The 25313-nt window shown below is 69.8% G+C and carries 26 protein-coding genes and 1 tRNA gene; 19 read left to right on the top strand and 8 right to left on the bottom strand.

What is annotated here, in order from left to right:
• The first annotated feature begins 159 nt into the window (after nucleotides 1–159).
• From VGR32_RS08930 to VGR32_RS08905, 6 genes are all read left to right on the top strand, one after another.
• Nucleotides 160–2142 carry an acetyl/propionyl/methylcrotonyl-CoA carboxylase subunit alpha gene (locus VGR32_RS08930; RefSeq protein ID WP_327449871.1) on the top strand — a complete coding sequence of 661 codons (1983 nt, stop codon included), beginning with the start codon at nucleotides 160–162 and terminating at the stop codon, nucleotides 2140–2142.
• A gap of 59 nt (nucleotides 2143–2201) precedes the next feature.
• On the top strand, nucleotides 2202–3770 hold the full coding sequence (locus tag VGR32_RS08925; protein WP_327449870.1) for a M28 family peptidase: 1569 nt from the start codon (nucleotides 2202–2204) through the stop codon (nucleotides 3768–3770).
• A gap of 3 nt (nucleotides 3771–3773) precedes the next feature.
• Entirely contained in the window at nucleotides 3774–4268 is a 495-nt protein-coding gene (locus VGR32_RS08920; RefSeq protein WP_327449869.1) for a DUF805 domain-containing protein, read from the top strand.
• 131 nt (nucleotides 4269–4399) lie between these two features.
• Nucleotides 4400–6550, top strand: a complete 2151-nt coding sequence (locus tag VGR32_RS08915; RefSeq protein ID WP_327449868.1) for a TonB-dependent receptor — start codon at nucleotides 4400–4402, stop codon at nucleotides 6548–6550.
• Between the two features lie 5 nt (nucleotides 6551–6555).
• Nucleotides 6556–7641, top strand: coding sequence for a PepSY domain-containing protein (locus VGR32_RS08910; RefSeq protein ID WP_327449867.1), 1086 nt, complete (start codon nucleotides 6556–6558; stop codon nucleotides 7639–7641).
• Complete coding sequence (locus VGR32_RS08905; protein ID WP_327449866.1) at nucleotides 7638–7829, top strand: hypothetical protein; 192 nt, start codon at nucleotides 7638–7640, stop codon at nucleotides 7827–7829. Before VGR32_RS08910 ends, VGR32_RS08905 begins: the two co-directional genes overlap by 4 nt.
• On the opposite strand, the gene VGR32_RS08900 is transcribed toward VGR32_RS08905, so the two are convergent.
• Genes VGR32_RS08900 through lipB form a run of 3 tightly spaced genes read right to left on the bottom strand, consistent with a single transcriptional unit; the run spans nucleotide 7807 to nucleotide 11244 of the window.
• Nucleotides 7807–9939: a histidine kinase dimerization/phosphoacceptor domain -containing protein gene (locus tag VGR32_RS08900; protein WP_327449865.1), complete on the bottom strand. Its 2133-nt coding sequence runs from the start codon at nucleotides 9937–9939 to the stop codon at nucleotides 7807–7809. The two genes, VGR32_RS08905 and VGR32_RS08900, sit on opposite strands and share 23 nt — an antisense overlap.
• Nucleotides 9936–10502, bottom strand: coding sequence for a biliverdin-producing heme oxygenase (locus tag VGR32_RS08895; protein WP_327449864.1), 567 nt, complete (start codon nucleotides 10500–10502; stop codon nucleotides 9936–9938). Before VGR32_RS08895 ends, VGR32_RS08900 begins: the two co-directional genes overlap by 4 nt.
• A gap of 31 nt (nucleotides 10503–10533) precedes the next feature.
• Nucleotides 10534–11244 (bottom strand): lipoyl(octanoyl) transferase LipB, encoded by a 711-nt coding sequence (gene lipB / locus VGR32_RS08890; protein ID WP_327449863.1) that lies wholly within the window; start codon nucleotides 11242–11244, stop codon nucleotides 10534–10536.
• Nucleotides 11245–11274: 30 nt separating this feature from the next.
• Between lipB and VGR32_RS08885 the strand changes: the two genes are divergently transcribed.
• A complete protein-coding gene (locus VGR32_RS08885) occupies nucleotides 11275–11571 on the top strand; it encodes a FliM/FliN family flagellar motor switch protein (protein WP_206426888.1) in 297 nt (98 codons plus the stop codon).
• A gap of 4 nt (nucleotides 11572–11575) precedes the next feature.
• On the opposite strand, the gene VGR32_RS08880 is transcribed toward VGR32_RS08885, so the two are convergent.
• A complete protein-coding gene (locus VGR32_RS08880) occupies nucleotides 11576–12133 on the bottom strand; it encodes a fasciclin domain-containing protein (protein WP_327449862.1) in 558 nt (185 codons plus the stop codon).
• 5 nt (nucleotides 12134–12138) lie between these two features.
• The gene (locus VGR32_RS08875) at nucleotides 12139–13083 is read right to left on the bottom strand and encodes a hypothetical protein (RefSeq protein ID WP_327449861.1); all 945 of its coding nucleotides are present in this window, start codon (nucleotides 13081–13083) and stop codon (nucleotides 12139–12141) included.
• A gap of 100 nt (nucleotides 13084–13183) precedes the next feature.
• Here VGR32_RS08875 and VGR32_RS08870 point away from each other — a divergent pair.
• The 7 genes from VGR32_RS08870 (at nucleotide 13184) to VGR32_RS08840 (ending at nucleotide 19145) form a co-directional block, all read left to right on the top strand.
• A tRNA-Leu gene (locus VGR32_RS08870) sits at nucleotides 13184–13270 on the top strand.
• Between the two features lie 58 nt (nucleotides 13271–13328).
• Nucleotides 13329–14729 carry a magnesium transporter gene (mgtE, locus tag VGR32_RS08865; protein WP_327449860.1) on the top strand — a complete coding sequence of 467 codons (1401 nt, stop codon included), beginning with the start codon at nucleotides 13329–13331 and terminating at the stop codon, nucleotides 14727–14729.
• 64 nt (nucleotides 14730–14793) lie between these two features.
• On the top strand, nucleotides 14794–16086 hold the full coding sequence (locus VGR32_RS08860; RefSeq protein ID WP_327449859.1) for a glycoside hydrolase family protein: 1293 nt from the start codon (nucleotides 14794–14796) through the stop codon (nucleotides 16084–16086).
• Nucleotides 16087–16118: 32 nt separating this feature from the next.
• The gene (locus VGR32_RS08855) at nucleotides 16119–17282 is read left to right on the top strand and encodes an isovaleryl-CoA dehydrogenase (RefSeq protein WP_327449858.1); all 1164 of its coding nucleotides are present in this window, start codon (nucleotides 16119–16121) and stop codon (nucleotides 17280–17282) included.
• A complete protein-coding gene (locus VGR32_RS08850) occupies nucleotides 17279–17764 on the top strand; it encodes a GNAT family N-acetyltransferase (protein ID WP_327449857.1) in 486 nt (161 codons plus the stop codon). The genes VGR32_RS08855 and VGR32_RS08850 overlap by 4 nt, the downstream gene beginning before the upstream one ends.
• Nucleotides 17765–17796: 32 nt before the next feature.
• Nucleotides 17797–18432 (top strand): exopolysaccharide biosynthesis protein, encoded by a 636-nt coding sequence (locus VGR32_RS08845; protein WP_327449856.1) that lies wholly within the window; start codon nucleotides 17797–17799, stop codon nucleotides 18430–18432.
• Nucleotides 18433–18509: 77 nt separating this feature from the next.
• Complete coding sequence (locus tag VGR32_RS08840; protein WP_327449855.1) at nucleotides 18510–19145, top strand: exopolysaccharide biosynthesis protein; 636 nt, start codon at nucleotides 18510–18512, stop codon at nucleotides 19143–19145.
• A gap of 47 nt (nucleotides 19146–19192) precedes the next feature.
• On the opposite strand, the gene VGR32_RS08835 is transcribed toward VGR32_RS08840, so the two are convergent.
• The 3 genes from VGR32_RS08835 to flbT all read right to left on the bottom strand — a co-directional run bounded on the left by VGR32_RS08835 (nucleotide 19193) and on the right by flbT (nucleotide 20939).
• Nucleotides 19193–20023: a flagellin gene (locus VGR32_RS08835; RefSeq protein ID WP_327449854.1), complete on the bottom strand. Its 831-nt coding sequence runs from the start codon at nucleotides 20021–20023 to the stop codon at nucleotides 19193–19195.
• Between the two features lie 171 nt (nucleotides 20024–20194).
• Nucleotides 20195–20557: a flagellar biosynthesis regulator FlaF gene (gene flaF, locus VGR32_RS08830; protein WP_327449853.1), complete on the bottom strand. Its 363-nt coding sequence runs from the start codon at nucleotides 20555–20557 to the stop codon at nucleotides 20195–20197.
• Nucleotides 20517–20939 carry a flagellar biosynthesis repressor FlbT gene (flbT, locus tag VGR32_RS08825; RefSeq protein ID WP_327449852.1) on the bottom strand — a complete coding sequence of 141 codons (423 nt, stop codon included), beginning with the start codon at nucleotides 20937–20939 and terminating at the stop codon, nucleotides 20517–20519. The genes flaF and flbT overlap by 41 nt, the downstream gene beginning before the upstream one ends.
• Nucleotides 20940–21079: 140 nt before the next feature.
• Here flbT and VGR32_RS08820 point away from each other — a divergent pair, with 140 nt between their 5' ends.
• From VGR32_RS08820 to VGR32_RS08800, 5 genes are all read left to right on the top strand, one after another.
• Nucleotides 21080–22885 carry a tetratricopeptide repeat protein gene (locus VGR32_RS08820; protein ID WP_327449851.1) on the top strand — a complete coding sequence of 602 codons (1806 nt, stop codon included), beginning with the start codon at nucleotides 21080–21082 and terminating at the stop codon, nucleotides 22883–22885.
• Between the two features lie 34 nt (nucleotides 22886–22919).
• A complete protein-coding gene (locus VGR32_RS08815) occupies nucleotides 22920–23372 on the top strand; it encodes a hypothetical protein (protein ID WP_327449850.1) in 453 nt (150 codons plus the stop codon).
• Nucleotides 23369–23521, top strand: a complete 153-nt coding sequence (locus VGR32_RS08810; RefSeq protein WP_327449849.1) for a hypothetical protein — start codon at nucleotides 23369–23371, stop codon at nucleotides 23519–23521. Before VGR32_RS08815 ends, VGR32_RS08810 begins: the two co-directional genes overlap by 4 nt.
• Nucleotides 23522–23582: 61 nt before the next feature.
• Complete coding sequence (locus tag VGR32_RS08805; protein WP_327449848.1) at nucleotides 23583–24452, top strand: MoxR family ATPase; 870 nt, start codon at nucleotides 23583–23585, stop codon at nucleotides 24450–24452.
• Between the two features lie 77 nt (nucleotides 24453–24529).
• A complete protein-coding gene (locus VGR32_RS08800) occupies nucleotides 24530–25291 on the top strand; it encodes a methyltransferase type 11 (RefSeq protein WP_327449847.1) in 762 nt (253 codons plus the stop codon).
• Nucleotides 25292–25313: the final 22 nt, after the last annotated feature.

Raw genomic sequence — 25313 nt, 5'->3', positions numbered from 1 at the left:
GGGAAGAAGCGCGGGCGACGTTAAAGCGTCAGCGATCGGGCTTGCCAAGCCCGGACGCCGCTCGGGCGAGCCCGATCCGGTTTACTCGCAGCCGCTCGCGGCCTAATCGGGGCCGGACGATCACAATCATTTCAGCCCAGCGACCGGCGTTTTCAGCCCATGTTCAAGAAGATCCTGATCGCCAACCGCGGCGAGATCGCGGTGCGCATCATCAAGACCTGCCGGAAGATGGGCATCGCGACCGTGCAGGTTTACTCGGAGGCGGACGCCGGCTCGCTGGCGGTGGAGATGGCCGACGAGGCGGTGCTGATCGGGCCGGCGCCGGCGGCGCAGTCCTATCTGCTCGCGGACCGGATCATCGAGGCGGTCAGGGCGACGGGCGCCGAGGCGGTGCATCCCGGCTTCGGCTTCCTGAGCGAGAACGCCGGCTTCGCGCGCCGGCTGCGTGACGAAGGCATCGCCTTCATCGGCCCGAACCCCGAGGCCATCGAGGCCATGGGCGACAAGATCACGTCGAAGAAGTTCGCCGCCGAAGCGGGCGTGTCGACGGTGCCGGGACACATGGGTCTGATCGAGACGCCGGAAGAGGCGGTGAAGATCGCCCGTGAGATCGGCTATCCGGTGATGATCAAGGCGTCGGCCGGCGGGGGCGGCAAGGGCATCCGCGTGGCCGAGGGCGACGCCGACATGGCCGAGGGCTTCGCCGCCGTGAAGGCGGAGGCGATGGCGGCCTTCGGCGACGACCGCGTGTTCCTGGAGAAGTTCATCGTCGATCCGCGGCACATCGAGATCCAGGTGCTGGGCGACAAGCACGGCAACGTCGTCCACCTGTTCGAGCGCGAGTGCTCGATCCAGCGGCGGAACCAGAAGGTGATCGAGGAGGCCCCCTCGCCCCTGCTGGACGACGCCACCCGGATGGCCATGGGGGCGCAGGCCGTGGCCTTGGCAAGGGCCGTGAACTACGACAGCGCGGGCACGGTCGAGTTCGTCGCCGGGCAGGACAAGTCTTTTTATTTCCTCGAGATGAACACGCGTCTTCAGGTCGAACATCCGGTGACGGAGCTGATCACCGGGGTCGATCTGGTGGAGCAGATGATCCGGTCGGCATGGGGCGAGAAACTGGCCTTCGCGCAGAAGGACCTGAGGATCGACGGCTGGGCCATCGAGAGCCGCATCTATGCCGAGGACCCCTATCGCGGCTTCCTGCCGTCGATCGGGCGGCTGGTCCGGTACGAGCAGCCCGAGGAAGGCGAGCGCGACGGTTACGTGGTCCGCAACGATTCCGGCGTCCGGGAGGGCGACGAGATCAGCATGTTCTACGACCCCATGATCGCCAAGCTGTGCGCCTGGGCCCCCACGCGCGAGGGCGCCATCGACGGCATGGCGCGGGCGCTGGAGGACACGCATCTGGCGGGGCTGGGCCACAACGTGCCCTTCCTCGCCGCGGTCATGGAGCAGGAGCGGTTCCGGTCGGGCCAGCTGTCGACCAGCTACATCAAGGACGAGTTCCCGGACGGCTTCCACGGCCTGGCCCCCGACCGCGGCCGCCGGGACGTGATGATCGCCGCCGCCACAGCGATGAACGAGATCCTGGCCGAACAGGCCGGCGATCCGTCCGACCGCACCGACTGGATCGTGCTGATCGACCGCGAAGCGCACGGCGTCTCGCTGGGATACGACGACGAGGAGGCCCTGACGCTGGAGCTGGCGGGCGAGGACCGGTCGCTGCGGCTGTCGGACATCGACTGGCGGCCGGGACTGGGCCAGTTCCGGGCTGTGCTGGACGACGTGCCCTTTACCGCCGAGGTGGCCCGCGTGCCTGACGGCTTCTCGATCCGCTCGGGCGCCGCGCGGGCCCGGGTGCGGGTCCTGACCCCGCGCGTTGCGGAGCTTTACGCCCGCCTGCCGGAGAAGCAGGCGGCGGACACGTCGAAGCTGGTGCTGAGCCCCATGCCGGGTCTGGTCGTCGCGGTGCCCGTCGCCGTCGGTCAGGAGGTCAAGGCCGGCGAGACCGTGGCCATCATCGAGGCCATGAAGATGCAGAACATCCTCAAGGCCGAGCGCGACGGGACCGTGAAGGCGGTCTCGGCCAGGGCCGGCGACCCCGTGGCGGCGGACGACGTGCTGGTGGAGTTCGCCTGACGGGCTTCCCCTTCCCCGCCTTGTCGTGCTGACTGGCGGCGAAGCCTGAAGGAGTCCTCATGCGCCGCATACTCGCCGTCTCCGCCGCCGCCCTGTCGCTGGCGGCCCTGTCCTCGCCCGTGCTGGCGCAGACCGCCGACCGGGGCGCGCGCTGGATGGAGCGGATCGCGGTCATCTCCGGCGACGGGATGGAGGGGCGCGAGGTGGGGACGCCGGGGTATGACCGCGCTGCCGCCTACGTGGTCTCCGAAATGGAGGCGCTTGGGCTGAAGCCCGCGGGGGTGGACGGGACCTGGTACCAGCCGGTCCGGTTCATCGAGCAGACGCTGGACGCGGGCGCCACGAGCCTGAGCCTGACGACGGGAAGTGCGACGAGGACTCTGGCCCTGCCGACGGACGCCGTGGTCTGGCCGGACGGTCCGCTGCCGGCGACGATCGACGCGGAGCTGGTGTTCGTGGGCTATGGCCTTCACATGCCGTCGTCCGGCTACAGCGACCTCGACGGGGTCGATCTGACGGGCAAGATCGCCGTGTTCGTCAACGGCGCGCCGACGGGCATGCCGAGCCTGAGCCTGACGCACGCGCGGGCCCAGCGGACGGCGAACCTGAAGGCCCGGGGCGTCGTCGGGGCGATCACCCTTGTGCCTCCACAGAACAATCCGGCGTTCTGGGGCAACGTCACCGACGCGGCCGCCGAGCCGGGCTTCTTCGCCGAGGACCCGTCGGCGGCCCCCTTCCTGGAGGTGATGCTGCACCCCGATCAGGTCGCCGGCCTGTTCGGCGGCGCGCCGAAGTCGCTGGAGCAGATCACCGCCGACGCGCGCGCCGGGGCGCGACAGACGTCGTTCGCGCTGGACGCGCGGCTGGGCGGCCGGTTCGCGGCCACGGGCACATCGGTGATCTCGCCCAACGTCGTCGGCCTGCTGCCCGGATCGGACCCGGATCTGGCGGACGAGTACGTGGTCATGACCTCGCACCTGGACGGCTATGGCGTGGGCGAGCCGGTCGACGGCGACGGCATCTACAACGGGGCCCTGGACAACGCCTCGGGCGTCGCGGCGCAGCTGGACATCGCCGAGCAGTTGATCGCGGCAAGGCCCCGCCGGTCGGTGCTGTTCGTCATCGTCACGGGCGAGGAGAAGGGGCTGCTGGGGTCGAAGGCCTTCGTCGCCAATCCCACGGTGCCGCGCGAGAGCATTGTCGGAAACCTGAACTACGACATGGCCTTGCCGATCATTCCTCTGACGGGCGTGAACGTGCTGGGGGCGACCGAGAGCACGTTCGGCGACCATGCGAAGGCGGTGAGCGAGGCGATGGGCCTGCCGCTGACGCCCGATCCCTTCCCGGCCGAGAACCGCTTCATCCGCTCGGACCAGTATTCGTTCATCGCCGCCGGCATTCCGGCGGTGGCGTTCAAGTTCGGCTTCGCGGCGAACACTCCGGAGGCCGCGACCATCCGGACGTTCAACGAGACCCACTACCACAAGCCGTCGGACGAGGTGGACACCACGCCGCTGCGGGTGGCGGACGAGATCCGGCTGCACGACTTCATCACGGCGCTGGCGCTTCGCGTCGCCAATGCCGACGAGCGGCCGAGCTGGTATCCGGACAGCATCTTCGGGAAGTGACGGATGACGCTCGCACAGAAGCTTTTTTCGTTTGAAGGCCGCTTGCGGCGGCGCGACTGGTGGCTGCTGAGCATCGGGCTGGCGATCGTAAGCTTCGTGGCCGGCGACGTTCTGAGATACGCGCTCCTGGGACCGAACTATTCCATCGTCACGGGGGGATGGGCGGCTTGGCTGGCGATGGCGGAGCCACGGGCCGGACTGCTGAACCTCGGGGTCAGCTTGCTGCTCATCTGGCCTTGGGCTGCGGTGTACATCAAGCGCGGCCACGACCGGAACCTGGGCGCGGTGGTGGCCATCGCGGTGCTGGTCTGGTCGTTTGGATACGCCGCCGCACTCCAGCTTTTCCCCGTGCCGTCCGAGTCGGACCAGAGCATGGCCCTGACCTTTGCCGGATTGGCGCTGCTGAATCTCACGATCTCGCTCGGGACCCTGGTCGTGTTCGGATTCCTGGACGGCACGCCGGGCCCGAACCGGTTCGGGCCGTCTCCCAAGGCCTGATCCACGCGGCCGTCACGTGCCCGTTCATCAGGCTCGGCGTTTTTAGGCGCGAAGTCGTGTCAGGCCGTTTACAAGCGGCGCCTGCACACATATTGCGACGCATTCTTATTTTCAAACTGGAATGCCCGCCCGTGCGCCTCTTCCCGCTGCTGCTCGCCTCCACCGCCCTGACCCTGATCTGCGCCCTGCCCGCCGCGGCCCAAGAGCAGGAGACGCGCGTCGACGACGTGATCGTCACCGGGTCGCAGGTGGCGATCAGCCCCGCCTATGCCGGCGGGCAGGTGGCGACGGGCGGGCGCGTAGGCCTGTTCGGCGCGCTGGACGTGATGGACACGCCGTTCGCCACGGCGAACTACACCGAGGAGCTGGCACGGAACCAGCAGGCGCGGAGCGTCGGCGACGTGCTGCAGAACGATCCGGTGGTGCGCGTGACCAAGGGCTTCGGCAACTTCCAGGAGCTGTATGTGGTGCGCGGCTTCCCCGTGTACTCGGACGACATGACCTACAACGGTCTGTACGGCGTGCTGCCGCGCCAGTTCGTGGCCGCCGAGCTGCTGGAGCGGGTCGAGGTGTTCCGCGGCGCCACGGCCTTCCTGAACGGCGCGGCGCCGGGCGGGTCGGGCGTGGGGGGCGCGTTCAATCTGGTTCCCAAGCGCGCGGGCGCCGACCTGACGCGCCTGACCGCCGGCGTCGAAGGCGGCGGCGAGCTGTACGGGGCGGCCGACGTGTCTCGCCGCTTCGGCGCAGAGCGGGACTGGGGCCTGCGGCTTAACCTGGTGCGGCGTGACGGCGAGTCGTCGATCGACCGGCAGGAGCGGACTCTGGACGTCGTCGGGCTGGGCGTGGATCGCCGGGGCGCCGGAGCGCGGTTTTCGGCCGATCTGGGCTTCCAGGATCACCGCATCGACGCGCCGCGCCCCACCGTGACGCCGGCCGGCGCCGTGCCGACCCCGCCGGACGCGAACGGCAACTTCGCCCAGCCGTGGACCTACACCGACGAGCGCCAGCTGTTCGGGGCGGCGCGCGGCGAGTTCGATCTGGCCCCCGACGTCACCGCCTGGGCCGCGATCGGTGGACGGGACGGCCGCGAAGCCAACGTGCTGGCCAATCCGACGGCGCAGCCGGACGGCACGCTGTCGGCCTATCGCTTCGACAATTCGCGCGAGGACACGGTGTGGTCGGGCGACGTCGGCGTGCGCGCGGACGTGACCACCGGATCGGTGGAGCACCGTCTGGTGGCCTCGGCCTCGTCGGTCATGTCGAAGTCGCGCAACGCCTATGCCTTCTCGAACTTCGCGGGCTTCGCGTCGAATCTGTACGACCCGGTCGACGTGGCGCCCCCGGCGGCGACCTTCTTCGTCGGCGGCGATCTGGACGCGCCGCTGGTCACGGAGCGGGTGCGGAACTCCTCGTTCGCGGTGGCGGACATGGTCACGCTGATGGAGGGGCGGCTGCTGCTGACGGCGGGCGCGCGCTGGCAGGACATCCGCACGCGCACCTATGACTACAACACCGGCGCCCTGGGCTCGGCCTACGACGGGGACGCGGTCACGCCGGCGTTCGCCGCGGTCTACAAGCCCAACGACTGGATCTCGATCTACGCCAACTATGCCGAAGCGCTGATCCCCGGCCAGATCGCCCCGGCGACCAGCGGCGGCGTGCCGGTGACCAACGCCGGCGAAGTGCTGTCGCCGTTCCGCGGCGAGCAGGCGGAGGTCGGGTTCAAGTACGACGTCGGCCGGTTCGGCGGGACGGTCAGCCTGTTCTCCACCACCCTGCCCAGCGCCTTCGTCGAGGGCGGCGTGTTCGGCACGAACGGCGAGCAGCGCAACCAGGGGCTGGAGGTGACGTGGTTCGGAGAGCCGCGCGACGGCCTGCGCATCCTAGGCGGGTGGACGCTGATCGACGCCGAGCTGCGGCGCACGGCGGGCGGGACACTGGACGGGAACACCGCGATCGGCGTGCCGGAGTTCCAGGCCAACGTGAACGTCGAATGGGACCTGCCGATGGTCGCCGGGCTGACGGTCGAGGGCCGCGTCGTGCACACCGGCACGCAGCAGGTGAACGCGACCAACACCGTCGAGCTGGACAGCTGGACCCGTCTGGACGCCGGCGCGCGCTGGAGCTTCGACGCGGCCGGCAAGCCGCTGACGCTGCGGGCGCGGGTCGAGAACGTGATGGACGAGGACCAGTGGGTCGCGGTCGGCGGCTATCCGGGCGCCAACTACCTGACGCTGGGCGCGCCGCGGACGTTCAGCGTGCAGCTGTCGGCGGAGTTCTGACCGGGATGACGCCGGCGGCGATCCGGGGCTGGGCGTGGGCGCATCGGTGGTCGAGCCTGGTCTCGACCGCCTTTCTGCTGATGCTGTGCGTCACCGGTCTGCCGCTGGTGTTCAGCCACGAGATCAACGACGCCCTGCTGCAGCAGGACTGGGAGCCTGCGGGACGCGAGCGCATCAGCCTGGACGCCGTGCTGGACAGGGCGCTGGCGAACCATCCGGGCGACGTGCCGGCCTTCATGAGCTTCGACGTCGAGCGGCCGGTGGTGAACGTCACCAGCCGGGCGCCGGACGCGCCGGCCGGGACCTATAATTTCCAGCCCATCGACGCGACCAGCGGCGAGGTCGCGCCGCCGGTGGCCGGCCACCCGCTGGTGGAATTCCTGCTGCAGCTGCACACCGACATGTTTCTGGGCCTGCCGGGCATGCTGTTCCTCGGCGGGATGGGCCTGCTGATGGTCATCGCCGTCGCGTCGGGCGTGGTCCTGTACGCGCCCTTCATGCGGCGCATGGAGTTCGGCACGGTGCGGCGTGAGAAGGCGGCGCGGACGCGCTGGCTGGACTGGCACAATCTTCTGGGCATCGTCACGGTGGCGTGGGTGCTGGTGGTGGGCGTGACGGGCATCGTCAACACCCTGGCCGTGCCGATCACGACGCACTGGAAGGACACGGCGCTGATGGCGCTGGTGGACGGCGAGGACACGCGGCCGTTCGATCCGGCCAACCGGGCCTCGCTGGATCAGGCGGTGCGCGACGCGCAGGCCGCCCTGCCCGGCCAGACGCTGCAGTTCGTGGCCTTTCCCGGCACCGATTACACCACCGACCGGCACTATGCCGTCTTCTTCCATGGGGACACGCCGGTGACGGAACATCTGATCACGCCGGCCCTGATCGACGCGCGGACGGGCGAGCTGACGGCGGTGGCGCGGCCGCCGTGGTACGTGTCGACCCTGTCGCTGTCGCAGCCGCTGCACTTCGGCGACTATGGCGGGCTGGGCCTGAAGATCGTCTGGGCCTTGCTGGACGTGGCGACGATAGTGGTGCTGGGCTCCGGTCTGTACCTGTGGTGGCCCCGGCGGAGGAAGCCGGCGTGAGCCCCGCCCGTCACGGCGCGCCGCGCACCTTCCTGTGGCCTGCGGTCATCGCGGGGGTCAGCCTGATCGGCCTTGTCGGGGCGCTGCTGTGGGACGGCGCGTGGGACGGGCTGGGCGCGGCGATGCTGGGCGTGGCGACGCTGGCGCCCGTCGCAGGCGTGTTCGTCAGCCGCCGATCGGCGCCTTGAGCACGACGCGCAGCCCCGGCGAGGCGTCGCGGTAGGTCAGTTCGCCGCCAAGCTGGCCGACCAGGCTCTGGATCATCAGCGAGCCGAAGCCGCCGCCGACCGCGTGGCCGCCCTTGCCCTGATCCTCGACCGTCAGCCGGAAGACGTCGGGATCCTCCTCGAGATTGACGTGGATCGGGCCCGGCCGCCCGTCATACGCGTACTTCTGGGCGTTGATGATCAGCTCGGTCAGGATCAGGCCGACGGTGACGGCCCGGCCGGCGTCCATCATCAGCGGCGCCAGATCCGACGTCATGCGGGCCTGCCAGTCGGCGCCCATGGAGCCGCCGAGATCCTCGATCAGTTCGGCGAAGTAGCGGGCCATAACGACGCTGGCGCCAGTTTCGGCGCGGTACAGTCGGCTGTGCACCATGCTGACGGCACGGACGCGACGGCGGGCCTCGTTGAGCTGCTCGGCGGCCGCCGGGTCGGCATGCCGGGCCTGCAGCCCGAGGAAGGAAGACACCAGCGTCAGGCTGTTCTGAACCCGATGATTCACCTCGCGGACGAGGAAGCCCTGCTGCTCGAGCCGCAGATCCCGCTCGGTCAGCGACGCCTGCAGCGAACGGTTCAGGCTGCGCAGCTGTCCCACGGCGGCCACGTCGAGCAGGGCGTCGCGCAGACGGCCGACGGACTCGATCTGGGCGGGCGTCCAGCGGCGCGATCGGCCGCGCACGGTCTCGGACCAGCCCTCGAAGCTGGCGCGCGGCGTCAGCAGGCCGGAGGGGCCGTCCTTGATCGCCGTCGCCGGATTGCCCGCCCAGCGGACGGTCTCGACGATCTCGGCCCGGAACCAGAGCAGGGTCAGCGGCTGCTCGCCCGGAAGCCGCACGGCCAGCAGCCCGCTGGCCTCGGTGGTCCATTGCGCCGCAGGGGGATGACGCTGCGCCAGCACGTGGGTGGCCAACGGTCGGAGGCTCGGCTGTTCGGAGACCCAGGCGGCCAGTTCGGCCACGGCGGAATCGGCGGGCGTGACCCCGAAGCGGGCGACGCCGTCCGGCCCGACGACGGCGACCCCGTCCGCATCGACCAGGTCGGCCAGATCGCGCCCGTTCGCGGCGAGGCTGTCGGCCAGCGGTCGGTCGGCGGGGATGCGGCCGACCAGCTCGTGCTCGAGCTGCCGGAGGCGCGTGCGCTCCCGGTAGAGCTCGGCGTCGCTCTTGGCCTTGATCTGGCGGGCCAGGGACCGCGCGAGATTGGTCGCGGCCATGCGCTGTTCCAGCGGCAGGATCTGCGGTCGGGAGGAATGACAGGCGACGAGGCCCCACAACTCCCCGTCGACGATGATCGAAACCGAGGCGGACGCGCGGACGCCCATGTTGCGCAGATATTGAAGATGGACCGGTGAGACGCTGCGCAGGCCGCAGTCGCTCATGTCCAGAGGTTCGTCCGCTGCGGGAAGCAGCGGCTGGGGCTCGTAGTGGGAATCCGGGATGACCCGGACAGGATTGCGCACGTAGAGGGCCCGGGCCTGCCGCGGGATGTCGGTCGCCGGAAAGTGGTGGTTGTCGAAACTGTCGACCTCGGGGGATCGGCTTTCGGCGATGACCTGACCCGCGGCGTCGTCGAGGAAGCGGTAGATCATGATGCGATCGTAGCCGGTCAGGCCGCGGAATGTCTGGGCCGCCCGCTCGCATACGTCCCGGACGGTGACGGCGCGCTCGAGGGCGGCGGCGGCCGCATCCAGACGGCTGATCAGCTCCACGCCCAGCTGCGCGCCCTGACTGCTCTGCTCGATCTCCAGCACCAGACCGGCGGCGTTCGGTCGGACGATGACGTCGTAGTCCAGTCCGTTCGCGGCGCGCCAGCGGCCTGCGAAACCCTCCTCGACGCTGGCGACGGCCTTGAGCCTCTGAGCCAGCGTGTCGCCCACGATCTCATTGGCGGTCCGTCCGAGCCATGAGGAACGACCCGTCAGCGCCTCCATCCGTCCCGCCTCGCGGACGACCCGGAGGTGGTCCCGGTCGAGCAGGAACAGCAGGCCGTGGGGCTGGATGGCTTCCGGCACATGGATGGGCTCACGGTCGCAGTCGTTGAGCGCGGCGTGGGCCTCGGGCTCGATGTCGGTCACGGGGCACGGCTCTCTGAGGCAAAGGGGACGAGCGCGGCGCGCGCGCGATCGAAAGCTTCGGCGGCGGCCTCCACGACGGCGTCGAGGTCGGCGCGGCCGTCAGAGACCGCGGCGTCCATATGGTCGAGGAACCGGAGCCACCGCGGTCCCGTGGCGTCGCCGTGAGGATCCAGAAAATCAAGGCCGGTCAGATCGACGCCGTCGCGGATCATGGCCTTGCGCATGACCCGACCGCCCAGCGCCGAACCTTCGGCGACATACGTCCAGCCCAAGGCGACCGAGAGGTCGCCCGTCGCCTCGCCGACCGTGGCGGGGCGGGCGGGCGTCTGAAGAACGTCGAGAGCGGAGGCCAGGGCGGGTTCACGACCGCCCATCATCAGCCCCGCGGCGAAGCGGGCGGTCTTCCGGTCCGCCTCGGCGTGAAAGGCGTGCAGGCCGGCGACGGCGTCGCCGCGCCGCGCCGGGTCGCGAAGGCGCGCCTCGACGTCGGCGTCGACCTCCAGACGGGCGTGCCGGCCTGCCGTGGCGTCGCGCAGGGCCGCATGGACGGGACTGATCTTCACGCGCGGAGGCTAGCAGTCGCACAAGGCCAAGTCACCGCGCCGGCACAATCTGTACGGGACCGAACACCTCCTGGAACGACGTCCTCAGCGCCCCGTCAGCCTCGTCCATCGTGGCCGCCACGCCGAGGTCGACCAGGCTGGTCACGCCGTGCTCGGTGATGCCGCAAGGCACGATGCCGCCGAAATGCGTCAGGTCCGGTTCGACGTTCAGGCTGACGCCGTGGAAGCTGACCCATTTGCGGACCTTCACGCCGATGGCCGCGATCTTGTCCTCACGCGACCAGCCGGGGCCCTTCCTTTCGACCCACACGCCTACGCGGCCATCCCTGACGCCGGCCTCGACCCCGAAGCGGTCCAGGGCGCCGATCAGCCACCGCTCCAGGCCACGCACGAAGGCGCGCACGTCGCGGCCGCGCGCGTTCAGGTCCAGCATGACGTAGGCCACCCGCTGGCCGGGCCCGTGATAGGTGAACTGTCCGCCGCGACCGGTGCGGTGGACGGGGAAGCGGGGGTCGAGGAGGTCCTCTTCCCGCGAGGTCACGCCGGCCGTGTAGAGCGGGGGATGCTCCAGCAGCCAGACGCGCTCCGGGGCGCGCCCCCCGGCGATGGCGGCGACGCGGGCTTCCATTTCCGCGACGGCCTGGGGGTGATCGACGCGTCCCGGCGAGACGACCCATTCCACCGCGGCGCCGTCGGCGCGAAGCAGCCGCGAATCGCCGGAATTTAAGGACTGGGAAAGCATGGCCGCAGCAATGTGGGGCGTCGGAGCGCCATGCAACACCCTGTCGCCGCCAACCAGTACGAGTTCGCGTCCCCCATGAGCCAGATCGAAGCCGTCGACGTGGAGATCTCGGTCGTGCTGGGGCGATCCGTGCTGCCCATGGCCCAGCTGCTGAAGATGGGGCGCGGCGCGGTGATCCCGCTGGACGCCTCCGAGCACGACGAGGTCTGGATTCTGGCCAACAATCATCCCGTCGCCCGTGGCGAGATCTCGATCAGCGAAGACCGGATCTCGATCACGGTGACGCGCGCGGCCGACGTCTACGACTACATGGCCGGCGCCGCCTGACGGATCAGGCGGCGGGCGCCTTCAGCAGCACGCCGTCGATGGGCTGGACGACGCCGTTGGAGGCGACGACCTCCTCGCCCGTCAGCACTCCACGACCGCCGTCTTCCAGCGTCGCCACGATCGTTTCGCCCTCACGCGTGAAGGTGATCAGGCCGTTGTCCAGCGTCCGCATTTCGACCTTGCCGTCCTGGGCCCGGCCGAGCGCCGCCGAGACGTCCGCGCGGGTCACGGACCCGGGCACCATATGCGAGCGCAGCAGGGCGGCGGCCTGGGCTTTCTCCGCGTCGTCGCGGAAGTCGAAGGCGGAGGCGCCGGTGAAGGCGGCGTCCACCGGCGCGAAGACGGTGTACGGGCCTACGCCGTCGAGCACGCGCTCGAGTCCCGAGTTGCCGAGAATGCCTTCGAGCGTGTTCAGCTGGTCGACGGACCTCAGCTCGGCTGCGAGGGTGCGCGAGGACGGGGCGGCGGTTCCTCCGTCGGCCTCGGCCTCGGGCGCCGGATTGCAGGCGGCCAGCGACACGGCGGCCAGAGCGGCGGCGGTCGAGATGCGGATCATGTCCATCCCCCTCAGGTCAGCAGCTGGATGACGGCCTGCACCAGCTGGGTCGTCGGATCGACCTGGTACACATAGCCGTCGTTGTAGCGGTACCAGCTGTCCGCCGTGTCCGCGTATTGGCCCCGGTAGGCGTAAGGCACGTTGTAGACGTCGTAGCCGGCGGGCATGCGCTGACCGACGTTCCACTGCTGGCCGGTCAGCAGGGCGACGACGGAGCTGATGGCCTGGTTCTGCGGATCCACGCCGTACACCACGCCGTCGGCGTAGCGGTAGTCGTAGGGATCGTTCAGGCGCCAGTAGTCAGTGTAGTACTGGGGCGCCGGCGCGTACTGGTACTGCTGCGGCCAGATCGAGCCCAGGCCGAGGGCCCCGCCGAGCACCGGCAGCCAGCCGGCGACGCCGCCGTTGTCCGATATGCGATAGACGTAGCCGTCGTCGTAGCGCCAGCGGCCGTCGTCGCGCGTGCGGCTCCAGTACCAGTCGTCCCAGTCACGGCCGTCGCGGACGACCTGGCGCGCCTGACCGGGAGGCAGACAGCCGTTGTTCTTCTTCGCCAGCCCGGGCGGGCACCCCTGGATGTAGACGTTGCGGGGCGCGTCGCGCAGGACGACCACGGGCACGCCGTCCCGCACCGCGCGGCGGACCTCCCGCTCGTCCCAGCGGCGGTCGTCGTCGCGATCCCTTACGCGCGCCCCGGGCTGGACGCGCACCTCGGCGCGCTCCCAGCGCCGATCGTCGCCCCGGCGGCCGCGATCGTCGTCCCGGCGCTCGGCGCGCTCCTGGCCGCGTCCGCGCCCGCGGTCGTCGCCGTCGCGGTCCGGGCCACGCTCGGCCTGGCCACGCCCAGCGCCGTTTCCGCCGCCCTTGCCGTTGCCGTTGCCGTTCTGTGCGATCGCCGCGGCGGGCATCGCAAGCGCCGCGGCGGCCACGGCGGTGATCATCAGGAAGTCACGCATGTCGATCTCCTTCGAGGGCAACAAACGTATGTCCGGCGGACGACGTTCCCGGGCCTTCCCTTCCGCCCGCCTTTCGGCTATCGCCCCCGCTCCGATGCGAGCGGTCGTGGCGGAATTGGTAGACGCGCAGCGTTGAGGTCGCTGTTCCCTAACCGGAGTGGAAGTTCGAGTCTTCTCGACCGCACCATCGACTTTCTTGAGGACGCACATCGGCTGAGAGCTGATTCATAACGGGAGGACGACGCGTGAGCACCGACGCCATCGCCCTCCCTGCGCCCGACGTCGATCACGAGCCGCTGGACGAGGATTACGTCCTCACGCCCGTCTTCGTGGAGAAGGTGGTCGACGCCGCCGACGACGGCGACGGCCTGCGCCTGCGAGACCTGACCGAGGATCTGCACCCGGCCGACGTGGCCGACCTCATGGGTTTCCTGACGGCCGAGCATCGCGCCGTGGTCGTGCAATGGCTGCCCCCGGAACTGCTGGCCGAGACCCTGCCGGAGCTGGACGACGGCATTCGCGAGGAGGTGCTGGAGCGCGTTCCGCACCTGACGCTGGCAGAGGCGCTGCAGGAGCTGGATTCGGACGACGCGGCGGCGGTCGTCGAGGATCTGGAGGAGGATCAGCGCGAGAAGGTGCTGGCCGCCATGCCCGAGGTCGAGCGGGCGGCCATCGAAAGCTCGCTGGGCTATGCTGAGGATTCGGCGGGCCGCCTGATGCAGCGCGAGGTGATGGCCGCGCCGCAGTTCTGGAACGTCGGCGACACGATCGACCACATCCGCGCCCAGGGCGAGGATCTGCCGGAGCTGTTCTTCGACATCTATGTGGTCGACCCGCTGAACCGTCCGGTCGGCGGCGTGTCGGTGAGCGGCCTGCTGCGCATGCCGCGCGCCACCGCGCTGGCCGACATCATGGAGCCGGTGAATGAGATCACCGTCGACCAGGACCAGGAAGAGGTCGCCTACATCTTCGAGAAGTACCACCTGATCTCGGCCCCCGTGATCGACGCGGCGGGACGGCTGGTGGGCCAGATCACCGTCGACGACATCGTCAACATCATTCAGGAGGAGAACCGCGAGGACATCCTGCGTCTGGCCGGCGTGTCGGACGAGGATCGCGGATCGACGGTGCCGGAGATCGTGCGCGGCCGCGTGCCCTGGCTGGCGATCAATCTGGTGACGGCCTCGCTGGGGGCGGCGGTCATCGCCTTCTTCGGCGGGACGATCGAGCAGATCGTGTCGCTGGCTGCGCTGATGCCGATCGTCTCGGCCATCGGCGGCAATGCGGGGACGCAGGCGCTGACCGTGACGGTGCGCGCGCTGGCGACGCGCGAGCTGAACAGCTCCAACGCCCGCCGCACGTTCCTGCGCGAACTGGCCGTGGGGCTGGCCAACGGGCTGGTGCTGGCGCCGTTGATCGGGGTGGCGGCCGGGTGGTGGTCGGGCGACTGGCGCATCGGCGGCGTGATCGCGGCGGCGATGATCCTGAATCTGGCCATCGCCGCGTCGGTGGGCGTGCTGACCCCGCTGACCCTGTCGAGGATGAAGCAGGATCCGGCGGTGTCCTCGGCGGTGTTCGTCACAGCGACGACGGATTTCTTCGGCTTCCTGATCTTCCTCGGGCTGGCGACGGCGGTGCTGCTCTGATCCGGCCCGGGGCTTGCTCCGTCGCCTTGTGAGCGAAACCCGTCGTCCCGATCTGGAACACCCCGTGTCCGAGCCCGCCGCCAACGCCCGCCGCAAGGTCTCCCGTGAGGGAGTCGTGCTGCTGAAGAGCTTCGAAGGCTTCCGCGCGCGGGCCGAGCGGGACGGCGACGGCTGGGTCATCGGTTATGGCCACCGCAGGTCGGCACGCGAGGGCCTGTCGGTCGGCGAGGCCGACGCCGAGCTGCTGCTGCAATACGATCTGATGCCCGTGGTGCAGGCGCTGAACGCCCTGCCCGTCCACCTGAACACTCACCAGTTCGACGCCCTGGCCAGCTTCGCCTTCTCGGTCGGGCCGGAACGTTTCACGGCGTCCGACGTGCACGCGCGGCTGGCCGAGGGCCGGCTCGACGCCGCGGCCGAGGCCCTGCTGGCCTGGAGCGAGCCGTCACCGGCGGTGGCAGGTCTGCGCCGCCGCGCCGCCGAACGCGCCCTGTTCCTGGCCGATCCTGAGCGACCCGTGGCTCTGGCCGACCTGCTGTCCGCCCCCCTGCCGACGGCGGATCCCGCCGGCGCCGGCGACGCGCGAGCGGCGGCGGTCGCGGCCCTGCTGGGCGAAGCGGACGTCAGTGCGCCGGCCGAGGAGGCCGCCGCGCCCGGATCCGCGCCCGACGTCGTCATGCCGACGTTCGCGCCGGAAGCGCCGCCCGCCGCGGAAGCGCCGCCTCCGACCCCGGCGGCCGAGCGCGTCGCGCCACCGCCCATCGCGCGGTGGAGCCAGGCCTATGGCGTCGCAGTGACGGGACCCCTGCCCGGTTTCGGACCCGCGAGCTCCGCGCCCGCCCCGGCCACGGACATGAAGCCCGCGCCGCTGCCGCCTGCGGATGTGGCGGTCGAGGCGCCGCCCGCCGCGGAGCCGGTCGCGGAAACGTGGCCGCAGCCGGCCGCGTCGCCTTTCCCCACGACCGCGGTCGAGCCGCTGGTTCTGACGCCCGCGCCCGAGAGCGACGGAGCGCCGGTCCGCCCGGTCTGGGGCGACGAGGAACGTCCGGCGCCCGTCGCCGCGCAGGACCCCCTGTTCGTCGACGCACCGTCGCAGACGTCCATCCTGCGCCACGAGGCGGAGCCCGCCGAGCCGCGCCGCTTCGACTGGAGCGAGACGGGCATGTACGTGATCATGGGCGGGCTGGGGCTGGTGTCCTGCGCCGTCTCGGCCGCCGCTTTCCGGGTGGCGGTGGAGGATCCGTCGCCGATGGGCGAGACCACCGCGGTGGCCTGGACGCTGGCCGTCATCGGCGCGGTCTGCGTCGGCGCGGCGTCGTGGCACCTGTGGGTGCGGGTCGCCCGACGGAAGGGCTGACGCCTGTTCTGAAGGGTGCTACGCCGCGCGGCATGAGCATTCCTTTCGCGCCCCAATCCATGGAATTCGGCCTCGGCGAGAACGCCGACGCCATCCGGGAGACCACTGCCCGCTGGGCCGCCGACAGGCTGGCCCCCCGCGCCGCCGAGATCGACGAGAAGAACGAGTTCGCGCGCGACCTGTGGCCCGAGATGGGCGAGCTGGGCCTGCACGGGATAACCGTCGAGGAAGAGTTCGGCGGACTGGGCATGGGCTATCTGGAGCACGTGGTGGCGATGGAGGAGGTGTCGCGCGCCTCGGCCTCGATCGGTCTGAGCTACGGCGCCCACTCCAACCTGTGCGTCAACCAGATCCGCCGCTGGGGCACGCCCGAGCAGAAGGCGAAATATCTGCCAAAGTTGATCTCCGGCGAGCATCTGGGCTCGCTGGCCATGTCGGAGGCCGGTTCCGGATCGGACGTCATGTCGATGCGCACGCGCGCCGAGCGGAAGGGCGACCGCTACGTCCTGAACGGCACCAAGTTCTGGATCACCAACTCCCCGACCGCCGAGACCCTGGTCGTCTACGCCCGGACCGGCGACGGGAACGGCGGGGTCACGGCTTTCCTGATCGAGAAGGCCATGAAGGGATTCAGCGTCTCGAAGAAGCTGGACAAGATGGGCATGCGCGGGTCGGACACGGCGGAGCTGGTGTTCGAGGACTGCGAGGTTCCGGAAGAGAACGTCATGGGCGGCGAGGGGCGCGGCGCGGCCGTGCTGATGAGCGGCCTGGACTATGAGCGCGCGGTTCTGTCGGGCGGGCCGCTGGGGATCATGCAGGCGGCGCTGGACGTGGTCCTGCCCTACGTCCGCGACCGCAAGCAGTTCGGCAAGCCGATCGGCAGCTTCCAGCTGATGCAGGCCAAAGTGGCCGACATGTACGTGGCCCTGAACAGCGCCCGGGCCTACGTCTATGCGGTGGCGCGTGCCTGCGATCAGGGCAAGACGACGCGATACGACGCCGCGGGCGCCATCCTGCTGGCCAGCGAGAACGCCGTGAAGGTGTCGCTGGAGGCGGTCCAGGCGCTGGGCGGGGCGGGCTACACCAGGGAATGGCCGGTCGAGCGGCTGGTCCGCGACGCCAAGCTGTACGACATCGGCGCGGGCACCAACGAGATCCGGCGGTTTCTGATCGGACGCGAGTTGCTGGGGGCGTGATCCGCCCTTTCAGGGTCGACGACCTGCCCGCCGCCCTCGCGCTTCAGGCCGTGGGGTATCCCGAGCATCTGCACGACGGCGAGGCGGCGTTCGCCAGCCGCGTCCGCGTGGCGCCCGACTGGTGCCGGGTCGCGGAGACCGACGGGCGGCTGGACGGGTACCTGCTGAGCCACCCGTGGACCTCCACGGCCCCGCCGGCGCCGGACGTGACGTTGACCGTCGCCGAGGGGCCGGTCTGGTACATCCACGACCTGTCGGTCGCGCCCCACGCTCGCGGAACGGGCGTCGGGCGCGCGCTGCTCGAAGCCTGCCGCAAGGCTCATCCCCGGGCACGGCGGTCGGAGCTTATCGCGGTCGACGGCGCCGGGCCGTTCTGGACGCGGCTGGGGTGGAGCCCGGTCGGCCCGCTGCCGGAGAGCCTCCGCGTCAAGGTCGCGCGCTACGGGGCCGGCGCCGTCTACATGGGACGTGAACTGGACTGACGCGCGCCGACGACCGGCGTTAGTCTGGCCGCATGAGGCAGTGCGAGAGCTCCACCGGCCGGCCCAGGGCGTTTTCCGACGTCATCGAGCGCATCGGCACACGCGAACGCGAACGGCTGGCGCTGGGCGAGGTGGTTGAGGCGTTCGGCGAGCGGGCGTTCGGGGCGGTCATGCTTCTGTTCGCCGTCGTCAACATGCTGCCGTGGCCACCGGGCGGGACCACGCTGACCGGCGTCCCCCTGCTGTTCCTGTCGCTGGAACTGGCGTCGGGCCGGGACGCGATCTGGCTGCCGGAGTGGATGGAGCGGGCATCGGTCTCGCGCGCGACCTTCCGCAAGCTGTCGCGGCGCGTCATGAAGGCGGTGCGGTTCACGGAGGGACTGTCGCGGCCCCGGATGTTCTTTCTGACCGGAGGGTTCGGTCAGGGCCTGATCGGCCTGGCCTGCCTGTTCCTGGCGATCGTGCTGGTGCTGCCGGTGTGGGGCGCCAACCTGTTGCCGGCGGTGGCGATCGGCTTCTTCGCGCTGGGCGTGATGCAGCGGGACGGGCTGGCGGTGCTGGTCGGCTGGCTGCTGACGGCGGCGACGGTGGGGGTGCTGATCGTGGCGTGGCGGCTGATCGTCGCCAGCGCCCGCGTCGGTCTGGACTGGGCGACCGCCCTGTTTTGACCGCCTGTCCATTTCTTAAGTGGCGCGGCGACCGGGGACGCGCCTAGAGACGGACGACCCTGTTCGCCGGCGGCCCCATGAACGACCACTCCAACTCCTTCAGCGCGCGGCCCTTCTCGCAGGTGCTGGTCGACGTGGGCGCGGTGAACGATCCCGTTCTGCCGATGCACGAGCTGGTCGGAACGTTCGGGGAGCGGGGGTTCGGCGCGCTGTTGCTGATCCTGGGCCTGCTCAGCGCGGTGATCGGGGTGATCCCGGGAACGACGACCCTGCTGGGCATCCCGATCCTGATCATCGGCGTGCAGCTGCTGTTTCGCCGCGACGAGCTGTGGCTGCCCGGATGGATCCTGAAGCGCGACATCCCGCGGCCCGCCTTCGCCGAGGCGGCGGCCAAGGTGAAGTCGCGGCTGGAGCGGGTCGAACGGTTCAGCCGGCCGCGCCTGGGCTTCATGAGCGGCGACCTGTCGGAGGCGCTCATCGGCCTGATGTGCGTGATCTGGGCGGCCGTGCTGATGCTGCCGCTGATCGGTTTCAATCTGGTGCCGTCGCTGATCGTCGCCGCGTTCGGGTTCGGCCTGATGCAGAAGGACGGTGTGGTGATGCTGGTCGGCTGGGTGGGGTCGGCCGGTATGGCGACATTCACCTGGATCGTCTGGGAAACCGTCAGCCGCGTCCTGACGGCGACGTGGGAGATGATCGTCCGCGTGTTCTGACGAAAAGGCCGGAGGGCGAACCCTCCGGCCTTCCGATCACGTGGGCGTCAGCCCCGGAACAGCGACAGCACCAGCTGCGGAGTCTGGTTGGCGATGGACAGGGCCTGAACCCCAAGCTGCTGCTTCGTCTGCAGCGCCTGGAGCTTGGCGCTTTCCTTCGCCAGATCGGCGTCCACCAGGTTGCCCACGCCCGACTCCAGCGAGTCCGTCAGCTTGCCGACGAACGTCAGATGGGTGGTCAGGGCCTTGGACTTGGTGCCCAGACGCGCCAGGGCGCCGGACACCGCGTCGATCGAGTTGTTCACCGCGGTCAGGGCGTTGGACGCCTTGGTCAGGGTGTCGATCGCCTGGGTCGTGGCGACGCTGACGATGGCGCCTCCCAGCGACATCACCTCGGCGGCCACCGTGATGGAGGCGTTGCCTTGGGCGTTCGCCAGGGCCCTGAAACCCGTGGCGCCGGTCTTCAGCAGGTTGACCCCGTTGAATTCGGCGTTGTTGGTCACCGTCGCGATCTGGTCGCGAATGGCCTTGAAGTCCTCGTTCAGCGCGGCCCGGGCCGCCGTCTTCAGCGACGCGTCGGTCGCCGCCAGTGCCTTCTCCTTCAGCTGGAGCAAGAGGTCGGAGACCGTCTCGCCCGCCGCCAATGCGACGTCGACCGCGGCCACGCCCCGGTCGAGCGACTGTTTGACCGCCCCCAGGGCGCCGATGTCGGCACGTTGCCCCTGAGCGATGGCCCAGATGGCGCCGTTGTCCTTCACGCTGGCGATCCTCTTGCCGGTGTTGATGCGGCCTTGGGTCGTCGCCAGTTCGGCGTTGGTGGCGTTCAGGTTCTGGAGCGCGATGAGCGCGCCCACGTTGGTGTTGACCGAGTTGCTCATGGTCGGGTCCTTCCATTCTGGTCGGGGGGTCTGGCGGCCTTCTGGCCGCTGAACCGGTTCTGGTTCGCCCGCGCACGACGCAAGACGGATGCCGCCTCAGGACGTTGATTTCATTGAGCATGGAGCCGCGCGACGATGCCGCCCGGCAATTCTTCCCCGGTCAGGAAGGGATCAGGCCGCCTCAGCGGTCGGGGCGAGGCCCTGCATCACCATGCGGTTGATGTCGATCAGCGGCTCGAAATCTTCCTCACCCCGCATCACCGCGGAGGAGTGACGGCTGACGAACAGGCTGATGGAGATGATCTGGGCCTTCAGCGGATTGTTCAGCGAGTTGTCCGGGTCCGAGCAGTCGGTGGCCAGCGTCGACCAGAGGCGCCGGTTCCAGTCCAGCGCGTCGATCCGGGTGGCGATGTCCTCAGCCGGAACCGTCGCGGCGTGCATCAGCGCGCGCGTGACCTGTCCGAACAGCCGGTATTCCAGCTCTCGCGGGGATTCAGCCCGCGTGGCCGCGGTCTTGTACGCCTGCAGCGACATTCGACAGCTGTTCCTCGTAATCCACCAGTTTCCGGGCCGACATCAGGGCCTTGTAGTATTCCCGCGCCATCACGTGTCGCGAGGCGGCGACGCATTCGCTCAGGATTTCCGGGTTGCGCGTGGCGCTCATGAACTCGGTCAGGCGGCGTGCGAACTCGTCGTAGACCTTCGGCGCGGCGGCCTCGTCCAGATACATCATCATGACGGGGAAGTAGACGCGGCTGGCCGGGGTCTTCACGTCCTCGACCTGCATGATGTCCTTCTCGCGCAGCACGCTGGCCTTGTTCTGCAGGATCAGCACGCCGCGGCGGTCGCCGTTCTGGACGACGGCGCCGTTCAGGACGAACTTCTCGCCCGGTTTCAGCGACAGTTTCAGCGGCATGTGCGGCTCTCCCCGGCCCGCGCGGTCTCACGCTAGGCGCGGCGCGGTCCACGCAGGATGAACGGACGTGGTTAACCATGTCTTGTGAAGCGGCAGGGCACCGTGGGCGGACCGCACCTCGATTCCCGCGCGAGCCCGACATGACCGCCCCCACCGCCGTTCAGGACGTCACCGACCAGCCGCTGGTCCATGCGCCCGCGCCCGTGGCGCAGGGCACGGCGGGCGATTCGGCCTCGGCCGAGGCCATCCGGCGGCTGTCGCGCAATCTGGCCGGCGGCGGCGCGCTGAAGAAGCAGAAGCGGCTGATGGAGCTGCTGAAGGCCGCCGTGGCGGCGATGCGCCTGCGCCAGTTCGACGTCGGCGCAAACCGGGCTCTGGAGGCGCTGCGGGTCGACGAGCAGTCGGGTCTGGCGTGGCACGTGCTGGCGATCTGTCAGGAGAAGGCGGGACGGTTCGTCGAGGCCATACAGGCCTATGAGGCGGCGCTGGCCCTGCTGCCCGAGGACCCCGCGATCGCGCACGACCTCAGCCGGCTGGCGCAGCGGCTGGGTCATCTGGAGATCGCCGAAAAGCTGCTGCAGAAATTCCTCGCGGCCGAGCCCGGTCACATCGACGGGACCAACAACCTGGCCTGCGTGCTGCGCGAGCAGAACCGCTACGACGAGGCCGTCGATCTGCTGCGCGGCATGATTCAGGTGGAGCCCGGCAGCGCCCTGCTGTGGAACACCCTGGGCACGGTGCTGAGCGATCAGGGACGGATGGCCGAGAGCTTGCCCTTCTTCGAGGAGGCGCTGCGGCTGGAGCCGGACATGGCCAAGGCGCGGTACAACCGCGCCAACGCCCGCCAGCCGCTGGGCGATCTGGCCGGGGCGCTGGAGGATTTCGAGGCGGGTCTGAAGGGCGCCGAGCCCGGCTATGAGACCGCCATGATGCGCATGGCGCGGGCCATGACCCTGATGGGCGTCGGCCGCATTCCCGAGGGCTTCCACGAATACGAGGTGCGGCTGGATCCGGAGATGCCGGACGCCATGCACGTGGTCACCGGATCACCGCGGCGCGCCGGTGAGCCGCTTGCGGGGCGGTCGATCCTGATCGTCGGCGAACAGGGCCTGGCGGACGAGATGGTTTTCGGCGGCTGCGTCGGCGACGTGATCGAGGCCGTGGGACCGGACGGCGAGGTCCACATCGCCGTCGAGCCGCGGCTGGTGAGCCTTTTCCAGCGCAGCTTTCCGACCGCGAAGGTCGTCGGGCACCGCACCGTGCGCATCAACGGCCGCCTGCACCGCATAGTGCCGGAGGTGGACGAGCGCCCCGACGACGCCAGGCCGATCGACTTCTGGACGCCGATGGCGACCCTGCTGGCGGAGTTCCGCCCGTCGGTCGACAGCTTTCCCGACCGCGCCGGCTATCTGACGCCCGACCCTGAGCGGGTCGCGGGATGGAAGGCGGAACTGCGGGCGCTCAGCCCGGGCCTGAAGGTCGGCCTGCACTGGAAGAGCCTGATCCTGAGCGGATCGCGCGGACGCTACTTCTCCAGCTTCGACCGGTGGCGCCCGGTGCTGGAGACGCCGGGGACGGTGATGGTCAATCTGCAGTGCGGCGACGTGAGCGCCGATCTGGCGCTGGCGGAGGCGGCGGGCGTGCGGATCTGGACCCCGCCGTTCGACCTGAAGGACGACCTGGAGGATCTGGCGGCCATGTCGTGCGCCCTGGACCTGGTGGTCGGACCCGGCATCGCAGGGACGAACATCGCCTCGGCCGTGGGCGCGAACGTTTGGATGCTGACGGCGCCGGACGACTGGCATCTGCTGAACACGGACCGGTACCCCTTCTATCCGCGGACGCGGCTGTTCAAACGCGCGTTCGACGGCTGGCCGGCGTGCATAGCGGAGGTGCGGGCGGCGCTGGACGTCGAAGTGGCGAAGCGCGGCGGGAACGCCGCCTGACGCGACCCGTTGTTCTCCCCGACAGGAGAACGACATGCCGGACATCGACGAACAGGATCAGGCCGAGGTCTTCGACGAGACCCATCTCGACGACGACGGCGAGACGGAGATGTTGCTCGACGAGCTGGATCCCGTGTTCGACGCCACCCAGGCCGACGGCGACGCCGATGAGGACGAGGACGATTCCGACGACCCCGACGTCGACGACGACGATCTGGACGAGGACGATGAGGGCCTGCAGACGCGCGAAAGCCTGGAGGCCGAGGCCGACGCCCTGCTGGCCGAAGGCGAGAGCGAAGGCGACGACGACGGCGAGCCGGACACCGCGCCCGACGAAGTGGAGCTGGTCTACTCAGGCCTGATGGAGGACGAGCGCGGCGCCCAGGCGAGCGCGGCGCACTGGGAGTCGCGGCGACTGGCGGACGACGACATCGCCGACCTGGGCTATGCGCCCGACGATCAACCCGTTCAGGAGATGCCCCGATGAGCGACGCGCGCCCCGAGGACCACAAGAAGCCCGATCAGCTGAAGCCGCACCTGAAGGATGCCGAGGACCGTCAGGAGGCGCTGATCGACGAAGGCATCGAGGAGACCTTCCCCGCAAGTGATCCGGTGAGCCCCAAGCGCATCACCTGAACGCTGTTAACCTCCCGCGTTACGGGCTAGTCCTGATCCCGCATCAGGGAGAGCCCGCCGCATGGCCGAACGCCGCCGTTTCGAAGGCACGTCCAACTACGTCGCGACAGACGACCTGCGGATGGCGGTCGACGCCGCCGTCGCGCTGGAGCGGCCGCTGCTCATCAAGGGCGAGCCCGGCACCGGCAAGACGGTGCTGGCGTACGAGATCGCCGGCGCGCTGGACGCGCCGCTGATCACCTGGCACGTCAAGTCGACGACCAAGGCGCACAACGGCCTGTATGAATACGACGCCGTCAGCCGCCTGCGCGACAGCCAGCTGGGGGAGGCGCGCGTCCACGACGTCCGCAACTATCTCAGGAAGGGCAAGCTGTGGGAGGCCTTCACCTCCCCCGTACGGCCGGTGCTCTTGATCGACGAGATCGACAAGGCGGACATCGAGTTCCCGAACGACCTGCTGCAGGAACTCGACCGGATGGAGTTCTACGTGCAGGAGACGGACGAGACGATCCGCGCCGAGGTCCGGCCCATCGTCATCATCACGTCGAACAACGAAAAGGAGCTGCCGGACGCTTTCCTGCGCCGCTGCTTCTTCCACTACATCCGCTTCCCGGACGCCGCGACGATGGAGGCGATCGTCGAGGTGCACTTCCCCGGCATCAAGAAGCGGCTGGTGGCCGAGGCGCTGAAGACCTTCTACGAGATCCGCGAGACGCCGGGCCTGAAGAAGAAGCCGTCGACCTCGGAACTGCTGGACTGGCTGAAGCTGCTGCTGGTGGACGACGTGGCGCCCGAGACCCTGCGGGAAAAGACGCCCGGCAAGCTGATCCCGCCGCTGCACGGCGCCCTGCTGAAGAACGAGCAGGACGTGCACCTGTTCGAACGCCTGGCCTTTCTGGCCCGAGGCGAGGGGCGCCGTCCGGGCGCCTGAGCGACACGGCGATTACCCCGATTTCACTGGATATGCCGCGCGATCGGCGCAGGATGCGCTCAAAGGAAGACTTCATCATGCGCCTTCGCACCCCCCTGCTTCCCCTGCTCGCCGTGGCCGTCTTCGGCGTGGCCGCCTGCGACGGGCAGCGCTCGGTCAGCATCTCGACCGGCGATTCCGGGGACAAGCCGCGCGGCGTGCTGAAGGTGGTCGAAACGCTGCAGTGTCCGGAGGTCCAGGGCGAACTGACGCGCAAGGGCGCGGCCACGGACGGCGGCACGACCTGCTGGTACGTCGGGCCGCGCGGCTCTTCGGTGCAGCTTCGCCTGATCCGGCTGGACGGCGACCCGACGTCCGTTCTGGAGGGTCTTGAAAGCGAGCTGCGTCGCGACATCTCGGGCGGCCCCACCGGCGAGGGCCCGCAGGTCGCGGTGAACGCCGACGGCGACCGCGCCTCCGTCCGCCTGCCGGGCGTCAGTGTGGACGCCGAAGGCGAAAACGCCGACGTCCGGATCGGCGGCTTCCGCATCGAGGCGAAAAACGATTCCCCGGGCGCGACGGCCGGTGCGGCGGCGTCCGCGTCGGACGACAGCGTCAGCGTGCGCGCCGACGAAGGCGGGGCCGAGGTCCGCGTGCGCGCCCAGGGCGACGCGACGCGCGCCAAGTGGATCCTGACGGACGGCGACGACGCCGCGACCGGCTGGAGACTGGTCGGCTATGAGGCCCGCGGGCCACAAGGCGGACCGCTTGTGGCCGCGCTGGTGCGCTCCAAGAACGACGACAAGGAAGCGGCCTTCGAGGACGCCGAGGCGCTGGTGTCGCTGAACGTCGGGGATTGATCCGCGCGCCGCATTGCGTCAC

It is taken from the genome of Brevundimonas sp., from assembly GCF_035935935.1.
Classification (GTDB): Bacteria; Pseudomonadota; Alphaproteobacteria; order Caulobacterales; family Caulobacteraceae; genus Brevundimonas.
The sequence above is the reverse complement of the archived record's forward strand: the minus strand, read 5'-3'. Positions and strand labels throughout refer to the sequence as shown.